General features: G+C 69.0%; 18 protein-coding genes. 13 read left to right on the top strand and 5 right to left on the bottom strand.

All coding sequences use genetic code 11. The features are described 5' to 3' along the window. Positions 1 to 32: 32 nt before the first annotated feature. The 5 genes from SK571_RS23390 (at position 33) to SK571_RS23370 (ending at position 5,136) form a co-directional block, all read left to right on the top strand. Positions 33 to 956: an ABC transporter ATP-binding protein gene (locus tag SK571_RS23390; protein ID WP_319986223.1), complete on the top strand. Its 924-nt coding sequence runs from the start codon at positions 33 to 35 to the stop codon at positions 954 to 956. 2 nt (positions 957 to 958) lie between these two features. Beyond that, complete coding sequence (locus SK571_RS23385; RefSeq protein ID WP_319986222.1) at positions 959 to 2,128, top strand: ABC transporter permease; 1,170 nt, start codon at positions 959 to 961, stop codon at positions 2,126 to 2,128. Continuing rightward, a complete protein-coding gene (locus SK571_RS23380) occupies positions 2,125 to 3,222 on the top strand; it encodes an ABC transporter permease (RefSeq protein ID WP_319986221.1) in 1,098 nt (365 codons plus the stop codon). Before SK571_RS23385 ends, SK571_RS23380 begins: the two co-directional genes overlap by 4 nt. 70 nt (positions 3,223 to 3,292) lie before the next feature. Further along, on the top strand, positions 3,293 to 3,913 hold the full coding sequence (locus SK571_RS23375; RefSeq protein WP_319986220.1) for an SRPBCC family protein: 621 nt from the start codon (positions 3,293 to 3,295) through the stop codon (positions 3,911 to 3,913). After that, positions 3,913 to 5,136 carry a wax ester/triacylglycerol synthase domain-containing protein gene (locus tag SK571_RS23370; protein WP_319986219.1) on the top strand — a complete coding sequence of 408 codons (1,224 nt, stop codon included), beginning with the start codon at positions 3,913 to 3,915 and terminating at the stop codon, positions 5,134 to 5,136. Before SK571_RS23375 ends, SK571_RS23370 begins: the two co-directional genes overlap by 1 nt. Positions 5,137 to 5,162: 26 nt before the next feature. Here the strand turns inward: SK571_RS23370 and SK571_RS23365 are convergent, their stop codons facing one another. After that, positions 5,163 to 6,776 carry a peptide chain release factor 3 gene (locus SK571_RS23365; RefSeq protein ID WP_319986218.1) on the bottom strand — a complete coding sequence of 538 codons (1,614 nt, stop codon included), beginning with the start codon at positions 6,774 to 6,776 and terminating at the stop codon, positions 5,163 to 5,165. Between the two features lie 163 nt (positions 6,777 to 6,939). Here SK571_RS23365 and SK571_RS23360 point away from each other — a divergent pair, with 163 nt between their 5' ends. The 5 genes from SK571_RS23360 to nhaA all read left to right on the top strand — a co-directional run bounded on the left by SK571_RS23360 (position 6,940) and on the right by nhaA (position 13,365). Continuing rightward, complete coding sequence (locus SK571_RS23360; protein ID WP_030482147.1) at positions 6,940 to 7,311, top strand: MerR family transcriptional regulator; 372 nt, start codon at positions 6,940 to 6,942, stop codon at positions 7,309 to 7,311. Positions 7,312 to 7,383: 72 nt separating this feature from the next. Continuing rightward, positions 7,384 to 9,060: a ribonuclease J gene (locus SK571_RS23355; protein ID WP_319986217.1), complete on the top strand. Its 1,677-nt coding sequence runs from the start codon at positions 7,384 to 7,386 to the stop codon at positions 9,058 to 9,060. Between the two features lie 222 nt (positions 9,061 to 9,282). After that, the gene (locus SK571_RS23350; RefSeq protein ID WP_319986216.1) at positions 9,283 to 10,767 is read left to right on the top strand and encodes a SulP family inorganic anion transporter; all 1,485 of its coding nucleotides are present in this window, start codon (positions 9,283 to 9,285) and stop codon (positions 10,765 to 10,767) included. Between the two features lie 115 nt (positions 10,768 to 10,882). Continuing rightward, on the top strand, positions 10,883 to 11,875 hold the full coding sequence (locus SK571_RS23345; protein WP_319986215.1) for an FAD-dependent oxidoreductase: 993 nt from the start codon (positions 10,883 to 10,885) through the stop codon (positions 11,873 to 11,875). A gap of 179 nt (positions 11,876 to 12,054) precedes the next feature. Beyond that, entirely contained in the window at positions 12,055 to 13,365 is a 1,311-nt protein-coding gene (nhaA, locus tag SK571_RS23340) for a Na+/H+ antiporter NhaA (protein WP_319986214.1), read from the top strand. A gap of 45 nt (positions 13,366 to 13,410) precedes the next feature. Here the strand turns inward: nhaA and SK571_RS23335 are convergent, their stop codons facing one another. Continuing rightward, positions 13,411 to 14,619, bottom strand: a complete 1,209-nt coding sequence (locus tag SK571_RS23335; RefSeq protein WP_319986213.1) for a cation:proton antiporter — start codon at positions 14,617 to 14,619, stop codon at positions 13,411 to 13,413. Between the two features lie 160 nt (positions 14,620 to 14,779). On the opposite strand from SK571_RS23335, the gene SK571_RS23330 reads away from it, so the two are divergent. Genes SK571_RS23330 through SK571_RS23320 form a run of 3 tightly spaced genes read left to right on the top strand, consistent with a single transcriptional unit; the run spans position 14,780 to position 17,095 of the window. After that, on the top strand, positions 14,780 to 15,388 hold the full coding sequence (locus SK571_RS23330; protein ID WP_319986212.1) for a TetR/AcrR family transcriptional regulator: 609 nt from the start codon (positions 14,780 to 14,782) through the stop codon (positions 15,386 to 15,388). Next, entirely contained in the window at positions 15,385 to 16,626 is a 1,242-nt protein-coding gene (locus SK571_RS23325; RefSeq protein ID WP_319986211.1) for a glycosyltransferase, read from the top strand. Before SK571_RS23330 ends, SK571_RS23325 begins: the two co-directional genes overlap by 4 nt. Next, positions 16,613 to 17,095, top strand: coding sequence for a DUF6653 family protein (locus tag SK571_RS23320; RefSeq protein WP_319986210.1), 483 nt, complete (start codon positions 16,613 to 16,615; stop codon positions 17,093 to 17,095). The genes SK571_RS23325 and SK571_RS23320 overlap by 14 nt, the downstream gene beginning before the upstream one ends. On the opposite strand, the gene SK571_RS23315 is transcribed toward SK571_RS23320, so the two are convergent. The 3 genes from SK571_RS23315 to SK571_RS23305 are packed head-to-tail and all read right to left on the bottom strand — an operon-like array spanning position 17,083 to position 19,627. Next, entirely contained in the window at positions 17,083 to 17,868 is a 786-nt protein-coding gene (locus SK571_RS23315; protein ID WP_319986209.1) for an ABC transporter permease, read from the bottom strand. The two genes, SK571_RS23320 and SK571_RS23315, sit on opposite strands and share 13 nt — an antisense overlap. Further along, entirely contained in the window at positions 17,865 to 18,773 is a 909-nt protein-coding gene (locus SK571_RS23310) for an ABC transporter ATP-binding protein (RefSeq protein ID WP_319986208.1), read from the bottom strand. The genes SK571_RS23315 and SK571_RS23310 overlap by 4 nt, the downstream gene beginning before the upstream one ends. Further along, positions 18,770 to 19,627, bottom strand: coding sequence for an SAM-dependent methyltransferase (locus tag SK571_RS23305; RefSeq protein WP_319986207.1), 858 nt, complete (start codon positions 19,625 to 19,627; stop codon positions 18,770 to 18,772). Before SK571_RS23305 ends, SK571_RS23310 begins: the two co-directional genes overlap by 4 nt. Between the last annotated feature and the right edge of the window lie 189 nt (positions 19,628 to 19,816).

Genomic DNA, 19,816 nt, shown 5'->3' with positions numbered 1-19,816 from the left:
GTGAGATTCATCCGAGGGGGGAGGTACAGGACATGGCGGTTCTCTCGTGCACCGGCCTGAGTCGCCGGTTCGGCGATGTGCTGGCCGTCGACGACGTGTCGTTCACGATCGCCGAAGGTGAGACCTACGGTCTGCTCGGCCCGAACGGCGCCGGCAAGACGACCACCATCTCGATGATCACGGGCGTCCTCACGCCCGACGCGGGCGCGGTGCTCGTGGCCGGGCAACCGATGTCGACACGTGCCACCGCCGCCAAAAGGCTCGTCGGCTACGTCCCGCAGGAACTCGCGCTGTACCCGGACCTCAGCGGACGGGAGAACCTGCGGTTCTTCGCGAGCCTGTACGGCGCCAAGCGGTCCCGCGTCGACCACGTCCTCGACGTCGTGGGCTTGAGCGATCGCGCCGATGATCTGGCGCGCGAGTACTCGGGTGGCATGAAACGACGGCTGAACGTGGCGATCGGGCTGCTGCACGAACCGAAGTTGCTGGTGCTGGACGAGCCAACAGCAGGCGTTGACCCGCAGAGCCGCAACCAGATCATGGACAACGTGCGGGCACTCGCCGCGGACGGCATGGCGATCCTCTACACGACGCACTACATGGAGGAGGCGGAACGGCTCTGCGACCGCGTCGGCATCATCGACTCGGGCCGGCTGGTCGCCGAAGGAACGCAACGCCAACTCGTCGAGCGCCTGGGTGAGCACGACCGGATCTCGTTGCAGCTGGACGGAGATCTCACGCACGCCGCCACCGTGCTCGGGGCCGTTCGGCACGTCCGCCAGGTGGCCGCGCACGGGCAGGGCATCGAGCTCGTGGTCGACGACGCACGCGAATGCCTGCCCGTGGTGCTGTCCGCGATCTCGTCCAACGGTGTCGTGGTGCGGTCCGTCGAGGTGACCGAACCAGACCTGGAGACGGTCTTCCTGCACCTCACCGGCAAAGCCCTGCGGGAGTGATCATGCGCCACGCACTGCTGATCGCCGCACGAGACCTGCGCGAGCGGGCACGGGACCGGACGGCGTACGTCCTCGCTTTCGTCCTGCCGCTCGGGCTTGCCGGGATCTTCACGCTCATCCTGGGCAACGTCGGAGGCGACAGCGAACTGTTCCGCTACGCCGTCGTGGACTCCGACCGCGGCGTGATCGCCACGACGTTCACCGACGAGGTGCTGAGGGGCGCCGCGACCTCGGGTGCGATCGAGATCCGGACGGTGTCGTCCGAGCGGGACGCCCGCGCGTTGGTGGACAACGGTGAGGCCACGGCCGCGTTCCTGCTGCCCGCAGGACTGACCGAGGACGTGCTCGCGGGCCGCGCGGCCCGGATCGGGGTCGTCGGTGACGTGGACGCCCCGACCGGCACCCAGGTGGCCCGGTCGCTGGCACAGGCCTACGCGGACCGTCTCACCGCGGCACGCCGAGCGGTCGCCGCGACCCTCCACTCCGGACTCGCCGCGTCACCGGCCGAGCTCGCCGCCGAGGCCGCGGCCTCCCTGCCGCGCGTCGTCGTGGCAGAGGACACCACGGCCACCAGGCAGCTGGATCCGAAGACCGGCTATGCCGCAGGCATGGCGGTGTTCTTCCTGTTCTTCGCCGTGCAGCTGGGGGTGACCGGGCTGTTGGAAGAGCGTCGCCTCGGCACGATGGCACGTCTGCTCGCCGCACCGGTGCGGCGGTCCTCGATCTTCGCCGGCAAACTGCTGACGAGCGTGGTGATCGGCGTGCTCAGCATGACCGTGCTGGTAGTGGCGAGTTCGTTGCTCATGGGCGCTCACTGGGGAAACCCCGCCGGTGTCGCCCTGCTCGTGGTCTCCGGCGTGCTGGCCGCCACCGGGGCGATGGCGGTGGTCGCGGCGATCGCGAAGACCGCGGGCCAGGCGAGCGGCTGGCAGGCCGTCGTCGCGATCGTGCTCGGCTCGCTCGGCGGCGCGTTCTTCCCGGTCGGCCAAGCCGGGGGCTTCCTGGAGATCCTCAGCCTGATCGCACCTCACCGGTGGTTCCTGCGCGGCCTCGCCGACCTGGCAGGTGGGGAAGTCACCGCCGTGTTGCCCTCGGTCGGCGCCATGACCGTGTTCGCCGCGGTCACGTGCACGGCAGCGGTGCTGCTGTTCCGAAAGGCGGTGCAGCGGTGAAGATCTGGGCGATCGGCTGGATCAACGTCCGTCGCGCACTGCGTGACCGCACCGGGTTGTTCTTCCTCGTGGCGTTGCCCCTGATGCTGGTGTTCATCATCGGCATCGCGTTCGGGGGTACGAGCACGCCGGTGCTCGGCGTACTCGGCCAGGCCGGTGCGCTGAGCGCGGAACCCGGGCTGCGGGTGAGGGACTTCACGAACGAAGCCGACTTGCGCGCGGCGGTGGAACACGGCGAGGTCAGTGCCGGTCTGATCCGTTCCGCACAAGAGACGCCCAGACTGCTCGTGCGTGCTGATCGGACCGGTCAGCAACTGCAGATGCTCGTCACCACGGTGCTGACGAGGGAGGCGAACCGGCTGGCAGTCGGCGACTTCGTCTCGTCGCGCACCGGGCTCGACCGCGACTCCGCCCTCTCCCTCGTGGACTCGACCCGGGTGGAGCCGATCGAGGTGAGCACGACCACGACCGGCGCGGCGTTGTTCCCCGAGGGCTACTCGGGGTTCGACCTCGGCGCGGCCAGCCAGCTGATCGTGTTCACCTTCCTCAACGCGCTCACCGCGGCGGCCGCACTGGTCGAGACCCGCACGCTCGGTGTCACGCGGCGGATGCTCGCCACCCCGACTCCCCCACGAACGATCATCGCGGGCGAGGCACTCGGCCGGGTGGCGATCGCACTGCTGCAGGGCCTCATCGTCGTCGCCGGCTCGGCGTTGCTGTTCGGTGTGCGGTGGGGCGACCCGCTCGGTGCCGCCGCGCTGCTGTGCGCGTTCGCGCTGGTGTCCGGCGGAGCAGGATTGCTCCTCGGGGCGATGTGCCGGACACAGCAGCAGTCCGCGGGTGCGGGAATCCTGCTCGGACTGGGCCTCGCCGCCTTCGGCGGGTGCATGGTGCCGATCGAGTTCTTCAGCCCCGCGCTGCGGACGGTCGCCTTCGCCACCCCGCACGGCTGGGCCAACGACGCGTTCGCAGCGCTGACCCGGCGGGGCGGCGACCTCTTCACGGTGCTGCCTCACCTGGGTGTGCTGCTGGGGTTCGCGGTCGTGCTGTTCGCGTTGGGCGCGTGGCGGCTGCGCCGCGCCGTGACGACGTGAGGCAAGGGCCCCGCCAGGTCGGGTCCTACGGCCCTGAGCAAGCTGCACGCGCTGAAGCACCGTAGAAGTCATGAGGACGACCAAGATCGCGGGATTGGTAGTGGGCGCGGCCGCTGCGGCGGTGGTGTCGTATCCACTGTTGTGGCGCGAGTGGTGCCAGACCTGGGGCGCGACGAAGGAGGAAGCACGGGCCACGTTGCCCGGTGACGACCTGCTGCTCCACCCCGACCTGCTGACCACCCGCGCGATCACCGTCGAGACACCTCCCGGCCGGGTCTGGCCGTGGCTGGTGCAGATGGGCAGCGGGCGCGGCGGTGCCTACACCTACGACTGGATCGAGAACCTGTTCGGCCTGAACATGCACAGCGCCGACGAGATCCTCCCCCAGTTCCAGGACCTGCACATCGGTGACGTCCTGCCGGTCGGGGAAGGTGGTCCCAAGCTGCTGGTGGAGGTTCTCGAACCCGATCACGCGCTCGTGCTGCGCTCCGACGACGGCCGGTGGGTCTGGGCGTTCGTGCTGCACGAGATCCCCGGTGGCACCAGGCTGATCAGCCGCAACCGCATCGCCGTCCCCGACGCTTCGCCGCTCGTCAGGTGGTTCAACCAGCTCGTGATGGAGCCGGGGAGCCTGGTGATGGAGCAGAAGATGTTGCGCGGCATCGAACAGCGGGCCGAAAGGCACCTCTGATGATCGACCGGACGAGCTCCGACGACATGGTGTCGCTGGCCTCCGGCATGCAGGTCGGCGCCGTAGTGGTGCTGGAACGGGACCCCGGCGGCGTCGAGGCCCTGATCGTGGACCGCGTCCGGACCGTTCCGCGGCTGCGCCGGCGTCTGATCCGGGCACCCTTCGGCTGTGGCCGTCCTGTCTGGGTCGACGACGCCGGGTTCGACGTCACCCGGCACGTGCATCACTTGGTCTGCCCGGCTCCGGGGGACGACACCGCGCTGCTGGGCATCGCCTCCTCACTGGCGACCCGTCCGTTGCCCCGCTCGTCGCCGCTCTGGTCAGCGACGCTGGTCACCGGACTGACAGGAGGCAGGGCAGCGCTGATCCTGGTCTTTCACCACGTCCTGTCCGACGGCATCGGCGGCCTGGCCGTGCTGGCGAACCTCGTCGACGGGGCACCCCGTGCCGATGTCGTGCCCTTTCCCGCTCCCGCGCCTTCCCGCCGTGAACTCGCGAAAGACGCCTGGGCGGCCCGGCTGAGACTGCCTGGGCGCAACTCGTTCGCCGGGCTGCGGTGGCCGTCACCCGGTTCACGCTGCTCCCTGAACCACCCCACCGGACCGCAGCGGCAGCAGACCATGGCACGGACCAGCGTCACCAGGCTGCGTGCTGCCGCGCACCGCTGCGGGGGCACGGTCAACGACGCGCTGCTCACCGCCGTCACGGGCGCATTGGGCACGGTGCTGAACGGTCGCGGTGACCACGCCGACGAACTGGTCGTCTCGATTCCCGTGTCGACGCGGCGCTCGACCACCGCCGCTCACCTCGGCAACAGCACCGGTGTCATGCCCGTCGCGCTGCCGACCGGCGGCGACACCTGGTCACGTCTGGCGCGGATCGCCGCCATCACCCGGTCGCACAAGAAATCAGTCACGTCAGTCGTACCGATCTTCCGGACGTTGAAGGTCCTCGGGTTGGCGGACTGGTTCATGAACCACCAGCGCATGGTGCACACCGTCGTGACCAACGTGCACGGCCCTGATCACCCGATGTGCCTGGGCGGCGCGCAGGTCGTCGGCCTCATCCCGCTGTCGGCCACCACCGGCAACGTGACCGTGGCGTTCGCGGCCCTGTCCTACGCCGGCACGTTCACCATCACGGTGGTCGCCGATCCCGACCGCGTACCCGACCTGCCCGTGCTCACCGCCGCGCTGCAGGCCGAGCTCGACCTGCTCGGCTGAACGCATCTCCCTTCAGCGACGGACGGTCAGTCGTCGGTTCCCGCGACGAGGGACTCCAGCCGTACCTCGGGGTGCAGGCGCCGCATGACGCCCAGCGCGGTGGAGTCGGGGAACAGGGCGAGATCCACGCCGTCGGTGCGGGTGAGCACCTCGGTGCGGTTGCCGTCCACGATGGACCGTTGCTTGGGGTCGGCCAGGCGGCGCACGACGGTGTAGGGCAGCGGCTCGAGCCGCACCGGCGACTTGAACTCCGCGTCGAGGCGATGCGCGGCGACCTCGAACTGCATGGGGCCGACCGCGGCGAACACCGGCGCCCCGTCACCGCGGCGCAGTGAGCGCAGGATCTGCACGACGCCTTCGGACTCCAGTTGTTCGATGCCTTTGCGGAACTGCTTGGAGCGACTGAGGTCCGCCGGTCGCGCGACGGCGAAGTGCGCCGGCGCGAAGCTGGGCAGGCCGGGGAAGCGCACCACGGGTTTGCCGGCGTGCAGGGTGTCGCCCACGTGCAGCGCGGTGGCGTTGACCAACCCGATGACGTCGCCGGGAAAGGCGGTGTCCAGTGTGGAACGTTGCTGGCCGAAGACCTGTTGCACGTACTTGGTGGCGAACGGTTTGCCCGTGGCGGCGTTGGTGACCACCATGCCTCGCTCGAACACGCCGGAGCACACACGCGCGAACGCGACCTGGTCTCGGTGCGCACGATCCATGCCCGTCTGCACCTTGAACACGAAGGCAGAGAACGGTGTGTCCAGCTCACGCGGATCGCCGGCGGCGTCCAGCCGCGCGGTGGGACGTGGCGCGATCTCGACGAGCAGGTCGAGCAGCTGCCGCACACCGAAGTTGAGCACCGCCGACCCGAACAGCACCGGTGTCGCCGTGGCGTTGAGGAACCGCTCGAGCTCGAACTCGCCGCCGGACGCGCCGAGCAGCTCCGCTTCCTCGCTCGCGCGAGTCCAGTTCGCGCCCTCCTCGGCTTCGGCCTGGCTCGGCGGCAGGTGCTCCTCGCCCGCGGCGGTGGCGCCGCCCGCGGTGCGCTGGTAGCGCACGAAGTGCCCGCCGCGCCGGTCGAGCACACCGCGGAAGTGGCCCGCGTCGCCGACCGGCCAGGTCAGCGGCATCGCCTGGAGTCCGATCCGCTCGCCCAGCTCGTCGCACAGGTCCAGCGCGTTGCGGCCAGGGCGGTCCCACTTGTTGATGAACGTGATCACGGGGATGCCGCGGTACCGGCAGACGTCGAACAGCTTGAGAGTCTGCGGCTCCAGGCCTTTGGCCGCGTCGAGCAGCATGACCGCGCAGTCCACCGCCGACAGCACCCGGTAGGTGTCCTCGGAGAAGTCGGCGTGGCCCGGGGTGTCGAGCAGGTTGATCACGCAGTCGCGGTAGGAGAACTGCAACGCGGCGGACGTGATGGAGATGCCGCGCGCCTTCTCCATCTCCATCCAGTCCGACACCACACCGCGCCGACCGGCCTTGCCGTGCACCGCGCCCGCCTCGGAGATCACCTTCGCGTGCAGGGCCAGCGCCTCGGTCATGGTCGACTTGCCCGCGTCGGGGTGGCTGATCACCGCGAAGGTGCGCCTGCGTCCCGCTTCCGCGAGCACGGTTGCGGACGAGGCGGTCACCGGGGTGGCGGTGGTCATTCGCGGTCCTTCGGGGGTAGGCGACATCTCGCCGAACCCTACCCTCACGTGACGGTAATCTGGGCCTGGCCCCGGAGCCACGAGTGGGACACGAGCACCTGGCGTGGTGCCAGAATGGCCGGTGATCGTGACGCGGTTCAGAAAGGATGTTGTGGGCGAGCACATGCAGATCGGCGAGGTGGCCGAGAGGACCGGTCTGTCGTTGCGCACGATCAGGTACTACGAGGAGGTCGACCTGGTGGTGCCGAGCGCACGCAGCCAAGGCGGGTTCCGTCTCTACGCCGAGCCCGACGTGCAACGCCTCGACGTGATCAAGCGGATGAAACCGCTCGGTTTCCAGCTCGAGGAGATGCGCGAGCTGCTCGGCATCCTCGACGCCCTGTCCGCCGGCGACGATCCCGACCGCGACAAACACCTGGACCGCCTGTCCGGGTTCTGGACCGCCGCCGACGAACGCTGCCAGCAGCTGCGCGCGCAGCTGCGCATCGCCGAGGACTTCGCCACGACCCTCCGGTCCCATCTGCCCTCGGACTGACGAACATCACGCCTGGCACGCGTCGCCGATTTCCTCTCACCGGCAACTCTCACGTAACGTGAGGGTGTGACCATGGCTCGAACGTCCACCCCTCCGCCCGCACTCGCCCCGGATGCCCTGCGGGTCATCGCCCTCGGCGGCCTCGGCGAGATCGGCCGGAACATGACCGTGTTCGAGCACGAGGGCAAGCTGCTCATCGTCGACTGCGGGGTCCTGTTCCCCGAGGAGCACCAGCCCGGCGTCGACGTGATCCTCCCGGACTGGAGCTGCATCCGGGACCGGTTGGCCGATGTGGTCGCCATCGTGCTGACCCACGGCCACGAGGACCACATCGGGGGCGTGCCGTACCTGCTGCGGGAACGACGTGACATCCCGGTCATCGGCTCCCGGCTCACGCTGAAGTTCCTGGCCGCCAAGCTGGCCGAGCACCGGATCAAGCCCGTCCTGGTCGAGGTCAAGGAAGGTGAACAGCTCACCCGAGGGCCGTTCGACCTGGAGTTCCTCGCCGTCAACCACTCCATCCCCGACGGCCTGGCCATCGCCATCCGCACCAACGCCGGTCTCGTGCTGCACACCGGCGACTTCAAGATGGACCAGTTCCCGCTCGACAAGCGGATCACCGACCTCCGGGGTTTCGCCCGCCTCGGCGAGGAGGGTGTCGACCTGTTCCTCGTCGACTCCACCAACGCCGACGTGCCCGGCTTCACCACCTCCGAACGCGATCTCGCGCCCGCGATCGACGAGGTCTTCCGCACCACCCCGCGCCGGGTGATCGTCTCCAGCTTCGCCAGCCACGTGCACCGCATCCAGCAGGTGCTCGACTCCGCCGCGGCGCACGGCCGCAAGGTCGCCTTCGTCGGCCGCTCCATGGTCCGCAACATGGGCCTGGCCTCGGAGCTGGAGTACCTGAAGGTGCCCGACGGGCTCGTCGTGGACGTCAGGGACGCCAACCGGCTTCCCGCCCACGAGGTGACCCTGGTGTGCACCGGGTCGCAGGGTGAGCCGATGGCCGCGCTGTCCCGCATGGCGTCCGGCGAGCACGAGATCGTCATCGTCGAGGGCGACACCGTCCTGCTGGCCAGCTCTCTGATCCCCGGCAACGAGAACGCCATCTACCGGGTGATCAACGGACTGACCGACCTGGGCGCCAACGTGGTGCACAAGGGCAACGCCAAGGTCCACGTCTCCGGGCACGCCAGCGCCGGTGAACTGGTCTACTGCTACAACATCGTGCAACCCACCAACGTCCTGCCCGTGCACGGCGAGGCACGCCACCTGCGGGCCAACGCCGAACTGGCCGTCCGCACCGGCGTCGACCGCGACCGGGTGCTCGTCGCCGCCAACGGCCACGTCGTCGACCTGCACGACGGCCGGGCGTCGGTCACCGGCCAGGTCGAGATCCACAACATCTACGTCGACGGCCAGACCGTCGGCGGCGTCACCGAGGACTCCCTGGCACAGCGCCGCACGCTGGGCGAAGAAGGCATGATCACCGTGGTCGCCATCATCGACACCGACACCGGCCGGCTCGACGACGCACCCGACTTCATCGCCCACGGCTTCGAACACGACGCCTCGACGTTCCAGCCGGTGGTCCCCGCCATCGAGAAGGCCCTCGTGGGCGCCGCGGAGAAGAACGTCACCGACGTGGCGGAGCTCGAACGCCTCATCGCACAACAGGTGCAGATGTGGGCGCAACGCACCTACCGCCGCCGACCGGTGGTCATTCCGGTGGTCATCGAAGCCTGACCTGTCTCGTGGTGATGACGACCGCGGTTGCGCCGGAGATGCCGCGGCCCGTCATGTGAGCGAACCCGAGAAGTTCGCGGCACCAGGACACATCACTTCACGCCGACGACGACGTCGGCGTCCTTCCGCGTGCCCTGGGGCGCGCGGACCCGAGTCCCGTTCATCACGCGAGCCTCCTGCCTGCTCGCGCGCACAACCCCGAGGTGTCGATTGTCCTCACACGTGGCTGCGCCGCGCCCCTCGCTGCTGTCGAGGGTCCGCACGACCTGGTTCTCCAACCCCCGCGCCGACCTGCTGTCCGGCCTGGTCGTCGCACTCGCGCTGATCCCCGAGGCGCTGTCGTTCTCCATCATCGCCGGCGTCGACCCGAAGGTCGGCCTCTACGCCTCCTTCACCATCGCGATCATCATCGCGTTCGCCGGCGGCCGTCCCGCCATGATCTCCGCCGCGACCGGCGCGATGGCCCTGGTGCTCGTGGGACTGGTGCGCGACCACGGTGTCGAGTACATGTTCGCCGCCACGGTCCTCACCGGCGTGTTCCAGATCCTCTTCGGACTGCTCGGCGTGCACAAACTCATGCGGTTCGTGCCGCGCACCGTCATGGTCGGCTTCGTCAACGCGCTCGCGATCCTGCTGTTCGCCGCGCAGATCCCGCACATCACCAAGGGCGGCTGGCCGGTCATCGCCCTGGCGCTGCTCGGCCTGGGCATCATCTACCTGCTGCCGAAGCTGACGAAGGCGATCCCCGCGCCGCTGGTGGCCATCGTGGTGATCACCTCGCTGACGGTGTTCCTGCACATCGCCGTGCCCACCGTCGGCGGGATGGGTGAGCTGCCCACCGCACTGCCCGGTTTCGGCCTGCCGATGGTGCCGTTCACGCTGGAAACCCTCACGATCGTCGCGCCCTTCGCGCTGACGCTGGCGGTCGTCGGCCTGATCGAGTCGCTGCTCACCGCGCAGCTGCTCGACGACCTCACCGACACCCCGTCGAAGAAGGGCGTGGAGGTGCGCGGCCAGGGCATCGCCAACATCGCCACCGGCTTCCTCGGCGGCATGGCGGGCTGCGCGATGATCGGCCAGTCCATCATCAACATCAAGTCCGGCGGCCGCACCCGGCTGTCCACCCTCGCGGCCGGCGTCTTCCTGCTGATCCTCGTCTTCGCCCTCGGCCCGGTCGTCTCCCTGATCCCGATGGCGGCACTCGTCGCGGTGATGGTCTTCGTGTCGATCAGCACCTTCGACTGGACCAGCATCAAGCTCTCCACACTGCGCCGAACCCCCAAGACCGAGACCGCCGTGATGGTCGTGACCGTCGGCACCGTCGTCGTCACTCACAACCTCGCCCTCGGCGTCATCGCAGGAGCCCTGCTCTCGGCGATCTTCTTCGCCCGCCGCGTGGCACACCTGGTCGACGTCTCCAGCGTCCTCGACCCGGACGGCACGATCCGCGTCTACGCCGTCACCGGCGAGCTGTTCTTCGCCTCCAGCAACGAGCTGATGCACTCCTTCGACTACACCGACACCGTGTCCAAAGTGGTCATCGACCTCTCCGACGCGCACGTGTGGGACAGCTCCGCCGTCGCCACGCTCGACGCGGTCACAGCGAAGTTCACCTCGCGCGGCGTCGAAGCGGAGATCATCGGACTCAACCCGCACAGCGAACAACTGCACAGCCGGTTGTCCGGCCAGCTCGCCGGATCACACTGAAAACGCAAGCGCGCATTCAGCGGCTGTTGTGCGGGGTCGGCGTGAACTAGCCTGTGCGGAGGTGTGCCGGGAAGTCTGGTCGGCGTGACGTATCCCCGTTCGGAAGGGAGCGGTCATGCCCACCAGAAGGGCTCTTGTCGTCGGCGCGGGCATCGCCGGACTGGCCACCGCGCTGCGCTTGCGCCGCAGCGACTGGGACGTCGTTCTCGTAGAACGAGCCGAGCAGTCTCAGGATCTCGGATTTCCCTGTGCGCTCCGTGGCATCGGCCATGACGCGGCCACCAGGCTGGGACTGATGCCGGCATTGATCGAACACAGCCAACCGCGGTGCGACACGGTCGTGGTCGATGTGGCGGGAACTCCGTTCGCGTTGTACTCCAAGCCGTCCACGGCGACGCCCGTGCTCCGCCGCACCGACGTCGTGACCGTGCTTCGCGGTGCGGTCGGCAGTGTCGAAGCGCGCAGGAGCACCGGCGTGCTGGAACTGGCCGAGGACGACTGCGGCGTCACGGTCACCTTCTCGGACGGAGACGAGGACTGGTTCGACCTCGTCGTCGGCGCGGACGGTGTCGATTCCGCGGTTCGTGGTGCCGTCTTCGGGGAACGCCACGGGCACCGCCAAGCCACGGTGTCGGTGTCGAGCCGCCTGGAAACGGCCTCGGCGAGTGCGGTCCGCATGGATCTCTCGGGGCGATCGCTCCGAGTTCATCCGTTGAGCGACGGCAGCTCCGCGGCGCTGTTCGCCTGGCACGGCAACGCTTCCCTTCCCCTGCGGCAGGCTTTCGGTGATCTCACCTGGCTCGCGCCCGATCTCCTGTCCCAGGTGGACACCGGCCCGGTAACGCGGCGCGCGAGCTTTCAGGTGCACGCGGACCGGTGGGCGTCGGGACAGATCGCGCTGGTCGGCGACGCCGCGTGGTGCACGGGCCGGCCCTGTGGCGAGGGCGCGTCGCTCGCGATCGGCGGCGCCGAGCTCCTGGGTGACGCGCTGGACATCTTCCCCGGCACCGCCGGGGCGTTGGCGTGGTGGGAGGAGCAGATGCGGCCGATCGTGCGGCACCAGAAACGGCACTCCGCAGGCGGGACACGAGACGAAGACCGCCCGTAGAGCTGCCCGCGGTGATCCAGAAACGACCAGTCCCAGCGCTGATCCGCGTTCCCGGCAAGATCACATCAACAGAGCCCGATGCCTGACCGTGGGGTACGGTCGGACTGTTGCCGTGACGAGCGGCATGGTGTGCCGGGAAGTCTGGTCGGCGATTCGGCCGACGACACCCGGAGCGAGCTTTGGAACCCGTGAAGACCCGGCTGTTCAGCCGCGCGTCCTGGCCCGAGGCCAAGCGCATCGCCGACCTGCTCCGCCTCGAGACCGTCGGCGGCGTCATCATGCTGGTGGCGGCGGTGGTCGGCCTGGTGTGGGCCAACTCGCCCTGGTCATCGCTCTACGAGACCCTGCGCTCCGTGGAGATCGGCCCCGAATCCCTGCACCTGCGGCTCAGTCTCGCCGAGTGGGCGTCCGACGGCCTGCTGGTGATCTTCTTCTTCGTCGCGGGCCTGGAGCTCAAACGCGAGTTCGTCGCCGGTGACCTGCGTGATCCTCGTCGTGCCGCCGTTCCGATCGCGGCGGCGTTCGGCGGCGTCCTCGTGCCGGCGTTGATCTACACGGCGGTCAACCTCGGCAGTGGTCCCGCGCTGTCCGGCTGGGCCATCCCCACCGCCACCGACATCGCGTTCGCACTCGCGGTGCTCGCGGTGATCGGCAGGTGTCTCCCCTCCGCGCTGCGGACGTTCCTGCTCACCCTCGCGGTCGTGGACGACCTGATCGCGATCGTGATCATCGCCCTGTTCTACACCGACGACCTGTCGCTGCTGCCGTTGCTGCTGATGTTCATCCCGCTGGCGTTGTTCACGGTGCTCGTGCAGCGACGTGTCCGGTCGTGGTGGCTGCTGATCCCCTTGGCGGTGGCGACGTGGGCGCTCATGCACGCCTCAGGCGTGCACGCGACCGTCGCCGGCGTGCTCCTCGGGTTCGCGGTGCCGGTGATCCGTCGGTGCGGCGAAGGTCCTGGTCTGGCCGAGCTGTTCCAGCACCGGTGGCAACCTCTGTCCACCGGTGTCGCTGTGCCGATCTTCGCCTTCTTCGCCGCCGGCGTCTCCATCGGAGGCCTGAGCGGGTTCGTCACCTCGCTCACCGACAGCGTGACGCTCGGCATCGTGCTGGGCCTGCTGGTGGGCAAACCGATCGGCATCACCGCGGCCACCTGGCTGGTCGCGCGGTTCACCAAGGCCGATCTGGACGACGACCTGGCGTGGATCGACGTGGTCGGCCTGTCGATCCTCGCCGGTATCGGTTTCACCGTCTCGCTACTGGTCAGCGAGTTGTCGTTCGGTGAGGGCAGCGCGGGCTACAGCAACGCGAAGGTGGCCGTGCTGCTGGGATCCGTTCTGTCCGCGTTGATCGCGACGGTGGTCCTGCGCGTGCGCAACAGGGTGTACCGGCGCATCTTCGAGGAAGAGAACCGCGACGCGGACAACGACGGCATCCCGGACGTGCACCAGGCCGATCAGCCGCGCGCGGACCGGTCAGGCCAGCACTAGGGTCTGTATCGAGGTCTGGTCCGCGATACAGACCCTAGAGAGCCATCACGTCTGCTCGCGAGCAGGCCGCTCAGGTTGCCCGGTGGGCAGTCCGTCCGGGGGCTCGATGCTCAACGCCTTCGCCACGGGCACGTCCGTCGACGAGTGCAGGACGATCGACAACGCGATGGTGATCGCGACCAGGTCGAACACGTGCTCGCCTGCGGGTATCCCGGCTTGCAGCACGAGGAGCCCGTAGACCACGGACGCGAAGCCCTTGGGGCCGAACCAGGCGGCGACGGACCGTTCGCGTGCGGGCAGCGGTGTGCGCAGCAGCGACAGCATCATCGCCGCCGGCCGCACGAGCAGGATCGCGATGATCGCGACCGCCCAGTCCCCCACGCTCAGGTGCGAGATGCGCTCGGGCGTGATCAGCGCGCCGAAGACGAGCAGCGCGGCGAACTTCGTGATCTCGGAGAGCAGGTCGCCGAAGTGCTCGAAGTGTTCTGCCGCGACACGGTCCAGCGTCGCGATGGTCGATCCCGCGGCGAACGCGGCGAGGTAGGGGTTGGCGTGGGTGAGGTGGCAGGTCGCGTACAGCATCACCGCGATCGCCAACGGGCCGAGCGCCTGCAACCGGGGTTCGGCGGTGAAGATTCGCAGCCGCCACGCCAGCACGACGACCGCGGGAATCACGACGCCCAGCGCGAGCCCTGCGGCCAGTTCGATACCGATGGTGAGGAAGTCGGTGTCCCTGTTCGCCGCGGTGGCCAGGAAGATCAGCACGAACGGCAGCGCGAGACCGTCGTTGAGCCCGGACTCGACGTTGAGCAGGCGCCGCAGCCGCATCGGCACGTCGGTGCGGCCGACGATGGCGGAGGCGAACACCGGGTCGGTCGGCGAGAGGATCGCGCCGATCAGGAACGAGGTCGTCCAGTCCAGGCCGGTGAGGAAGTGCGTCGGCACGGCGATGCCGACCATGGTCAGCGGCATGGCCAGGCCCAGCGCCCTGCCCGAGAGCCGCCACCCTTGTTTCAGGTCCGGCAGACCCGCGCGCTGGCCGTCGGTGAACAAGACCGTGAACAGCGCGAGATCAGCTAGAACGGTGACGAACGCGCTGTTGGACGGGATGTCGACGAGCCCGAGACCGCCCTGCCCGATCAACGCTCCGGCGACCAGGAACATCAGCGCGGTCGACAGGATCGTGCGGGCGGCGAGGCCGGACAGCGAGACGCTGATCAGCAGGACCAGACCGAATGCGAGCACCAGCGCCATCGACGAACCCCGTCCACGTCAGCCAAGCCCACCACGGTTTCGCGATGGGCGTTGCCGACCAGACTTCCCGGCGCACCGCGCGCAAAGATGCCGCAAAGGTCCACTCAAAGCAAACCGGCAGGTCTGGACAAGCGCTGAACATCTGTTCAATACTCTGAACATGCGTTCAGCCTCTGATCTGACGGCGCGGGCTCGTGTCCGCGACGCGGCACTGGCCCGGTTCGGCACCGACGGCATCGCCGGAACGTCGGTACGCGCGGTGGCCGCGGATGCCGGGGTCTCGCCGGCTCTGGTCGTGCACCACTTCGGTTCCAAGGAAGGACTCCGGCAGGCTTGCGACGACTACGTCCTCGACTCGATCCGCAGCGGCGGCGAGACGTCCATCGAGGCGTTGGGTGAGGTCTTGCAGGCGGCGACGCCGATTCGGCGCTACTTGGCGAGGGCGTTGCTCGATGACACGCCGGCGGCCCGTGCTCTGTTCGCCGAGATCGTCGACCGCACCGAGGCGTGGCTCGCGGCCGGCGAACAGGAAGGCTGGGTGCGCGCTTCGGCGGACGCCAAGGCACGGGCCGTCACCTACGTGTCGTGGTTGCTGGCGCCGCTGGTGCTCGGCGATCAGGTGGGTCGCCTGCTGGGCGGTGACCCCGCTGAGACCGCGACGGCGGTGCGCGGAGCCCGTGCGGGCCTGGAGATGTTGACGCACGGCCTGTTCGCCGACGACCGCTGGCTGACCGCGTTCACCGACATCGACGAGAGGACCAGGCCGTGAAGGCCCTGTTGGTCGCCCACGGCACGCGCGGAGACGTGCAGCCGTTGCTGGCGTTGGCGGTGGCGCTGAAGAAAGCGGGTCACGGGGCGCTGCTGGCCGCACCGGAGTCGTTCGCTTCCAGCGTGTCGAAGCAGGACGTCGAGTTCGCGCCCCTGGACAACGGCCCCAACAGGTTGCTCGAAGATCCCCTGATGGCGGAGGCGATCGAGGGCGGGTACCGCGGCGTCCGCGGCAAGATCACCGCTCTGTCGACCATCCGGCGCATCAAGCCGTTGATGGCCGACGTGCTGCGCGATGTCGGCACGGTCGCACGATCCAGCGGTGCGGATGTCCTGGTGCACACGCCGAGCGTCCCGGCACAGCACGCGGCGGAGATGCTCGGTGTTCCCGCGGTGCTCGCCGCGCTGCAACCCGGCTGGGTGCCGACGTCGGAGTTCCCGTGTCCGATGGTGCCGCTCCCCCGGCTGCCCCGGTTCCTCAACCGGGCGACCTACCTGACCGTGTCGGCGACCCTGCGCGCCTACTCCGGCATCGTCACCACGTGGCGCACCAACGACCTCGGCCTGCCACGCGGCCAGGGCCCACGTCAGGCCCACGTTCTGCAGGCGTTCAGCTCCCTCGTCACACCGATCGATCCCGCATGGCCGGATTCGGTGCGCACCACCGGTTTCTGGTACTTGCCGAGGGAAGCCAACTGGTCGCCGGACGCGACCCTGCAGGCATTTCTGGATGCGGGTCCGGCGCCGGTCTACATCGGGTTCGGCAGCATGGCGGGACGCGACGCGCAGCGGACCGGTGACATCGTCGCCGACGCAGCGCGGACAGCGGGAGTGCGCGCGATCGTCGCGACCGGGTGGGGCGGGCTCGCCGCGCGCTCGTCGGACGATCTCCTGGTGATCGACCAGGTGCCCCACGACTGGTTGTTCGGCCAGGTGCGCGCGGTGGTGCACCACGGTGGTGGAGGCACGACCGCGGCAGCACTCGCCGCGGGCGTGCCGCAGGTCGTGTGCCCGTTCGTCGCAGACCAACCGCACTGGGCTCAACGGATGCATGCAGTCGGTGTCGCACCAGAACCCGTGCCGTACAGAAAGCTCTCCGTCGACACGCTGTCCGAAGCGATCACCCGAGCCCTGGCCCTGCGACAGCGTGCGGAAGAGCTCGGCGAGCAGGTACGAGCCGAGAACGGCGTCGAGGCCGCCGTGCACGAGCTGGAAAGGATCCACAATGGACGTGGCTGACCGCGTCGCCAAGACGTTCCGCATGACCGACGAGGCGTGGCAGCGGCACGCGAACCCGTGGAGTGTGTGGACGCGGTTCGCCGCGATTCCCCTGATGCTGCTGGCGATCTGGAGCCGCACCTGGATCGGGTGGTGGAGCCTAGTGCCGGTCGCGGCTGTCATCGTGTGGCTGTTCGTCAACCCGAGAGCGTTTCCTCCGGTGCGTGAACCACGCAGTTGGGCCGCGCGCGGCATTCACGGCGAACGCGCCTGGCTGGAGGACCGCGACCTCGTGCCACCGGATCATCGACAGGTCCTGCGCCTGCTGGTCGCGCTGGGCATCATCGGGTTCGGCCTGATGGTGTGGGGTCTGATCGTGCTCTCGGTGTGGCCGACGGTGTTCGGCACGACGCTGGTCGTGGTGGCGCAGCTGTGGCGGATCGACCGGTTCGGCTGGCTGTGGGAGCGCCATCGGGCTCATCGGTCCTGATCGGCGTTGCGCCACCACAGCGCCGTCGCCGCCACTCCCGCCGCTCCGACGAGAACCACCAGGACCACGCCGAGCCAGCCGGGCGATCCGGCATCCGGTCCGGCCAGTCCGCTGAACAGAGCCGGCACCGACCACGGGAAGTACCGGCCATAACCAAGCGCGGCAACGACCTGTGCACTGAAGATCGCGGCCATCAACACCCCGACACCGGGCAGATAACCGCGGCCGGCACTGGCCGCGAGAGCGACCGGCGTCGTGAGCAGCACCGTCATCACCGCGGTAACAGCGATCGTCGCCACGCCGGACGTCGCCAGGTCCGCTGACCACCGCGGCAGGCCGAGCACTGCGCCGATCCCCAGTCCGAGCACGACCAGTTGCACGGTCAGGACAAGGCACCACGCACCCGCCACGGCGAACTTCGCCAGCACGATCGTGGTCCGCGCACTCGGCAACGCCAGCAGGTCCTTCACCGTGTTCTGGCTGAACTCCCGGCCGAACAACCACACCGACACCATGCCGAACACCAGCATGCCGCCGACAGCAGTCGTCTGCGCCAGGAACCCGAGGTACGTCGGCCAGTCCGCGTCCCGGCCGACCAGCGCGGCCTTGGTTCCGATCAGCCCGAGCGAACGAGCCCGGTCCTGGTCCTGGTCCTGCAGGATGAACATGAACAGCCCGCCCACGGCCGCGGCGACGGTGAAAGCGAGTGCGGTGATCCACGGGACGCGCGATCGGCGGGCCTTGAGGACCTCGGTCGCCAGTACGTTGATCACGACTCCACCACCCGCAGGAAGAACGTCTCGAGATCGTCCTGTTCCACCACGAGCCGGGTCGGCGGACAGCCCGCCTCCACCAGCAAGGTGGCGACCGCGTCAGGCTGCTCGAGCGCGCGGTCGTCAGCCAGGGTCAGGCCGTCCGACTCCGTCCTCATCGGACTGAAACCCGCCACGACCAACGCTCGTTCGGCCGCCACCCGGTCACGTGCCGACACGCTCAACCGACGACGCGCGTGTGCGGACAGGTCGCCCGCGTCGAGTTCGCGGACGAGCCGGCCGCGGTGGATGACGCCTATGCGGGTTGCCAGCCGCGCGACCTCGGTGAGGATGTGGCTCGACAGGACCACGCTCACGCCGTGCTCCTGGCTCAACTCGTGCAGCAGGTCGCGGATCTCCGCGACGCCGGCCGGGTCGAGGCCGTTCGCGGGCTCGTCGAGGATCAGCAGCTCCGGCCGGTGCAACAGCGCTTTGGCCAGGCCGAGCCGTTGCGCGTTGCCCAGCGACAACGTTCTCGCCCGCTGGTCGGCGTACGCGGTCAACCTCAACCGCTCCACCACCTCCTCGACGTGATCGTGCCCGCGCAGTGCGCGCAGACGGGCCGCCACGATCAGGTTCTCCCTGACCGTGAGCTCCGGATACGCCGCCGGCGTCTCCACCAGATGTCCCACCCGCGACCAAGCGGCGTGCGCACCCGGCCGCACCCGCGATCCCAGCACCTCCACGGATCCGCCGGTCGGTCGCACCATGCCGAGCAGCATGCGGATCGTCGTCGTCTTGCCCGCCCCGTTGAGCCCGAGCAACGCGTAGATCTCGCCTGCGTTGACGCGCAAGGAGACGTCGTCCACCGCCGCGACATCGCCATAGCGCTTGGTCAGGCCACGGGCGTCGATCACCGGCGTCACCGGTCGGCGACCTTGACGCACCGCACCGTGCGCTCGATCTCCGACACGACCAACGAACGCCCTGACGGTGCGATGTATCGCTCGGTGAACTCAGGTGGGCCCAGCTGTTCGACCTCGGCCCACCCGTAGGGCGCGACGAACCCGGCGACTTCCTCAGGAAGCAGCCCGAACTTCCACACAGGGCGCTTCACCACGAACTCGCGGTAGGCGGCCTCACCGCCGAACAGCGCAGTGCCGTCGAGGAAGTCCCTGCGCACGAACGTGAACACCAGCTCGCTACCTGAAGGTGCATGGGCGAGGAGCCCGAACGTCGCACGCACCGCCTCTTCGGTGAGGTACTGGGTGACCGCTTCCCAGACGAAGAACGTCCGCACGTCGGCGCGGTAGCCGTGCTGGGCGAGCACCTCGTCGAGGTGCTGACTTTCGAAGTCGATCGGAACGAGGCTGAGGTTCGGCGGCACCTCACCGAAGATCGCGCGCAACCTGGTGCGCTTGCTCTCGACGTTGGCCGGCAGGTCGACCTCGAACACACGCTCGTGACGGAGCCGGCACCCGCGTGTGTCGAACCCGGCGCCGAGGACGACCACCGCGTCGGCGTCAGCGGCAGCGAGCCGGTCGTCGATGTACCGCTTGCGGCACAACATGCCGGCCCACAGGCCTGGGATCTTCTTCTCCGTCGCCGCGACGAGTGCGCTCCGCACCGGGCGCCAGCGGGTCGCGGCCGCGACCAGACGCCCGGAGGTGGGCAGAATGCGTGCCGCCAAGTCGTCTCGGACGACCGGATGGGCGTCGTACTGGTCCGCTGCGGCGATGACCATCGGGCCGATTGCCGTGCCTGCGACTGCCGTGTCCATGGAAGCTCCCGCGCCTAGACGTCGTTGAACGACGCCGACCAGGCTTCCCGGCACACCTGTGAGCACTGTACAGCCAGGCCACCACCGAAATCGGCGAACCGCGTCAGCAGAACTCAGCGGACAAGCGGGGGGTCGTCACCTGAATTGGCACCGTTCACCGCCCGGACCCTCCGATCCAGCCCTTGAGCA

It is taken from the genome of Lentzea kristufekii, assembly GCF_033949925.1.
Classification (GTDB): Bacteria; Actinomycetota; Actinomycetes; order Mycobacteriales; family Pseudonocardiaceae; genus Lentzea; species Lentzea kristufekii.
The sequence above is the reverse complement of the archived record's forward strand: the minus strand, read 5'-3'. Positions and strand labels throughout refer to the sequence as shown.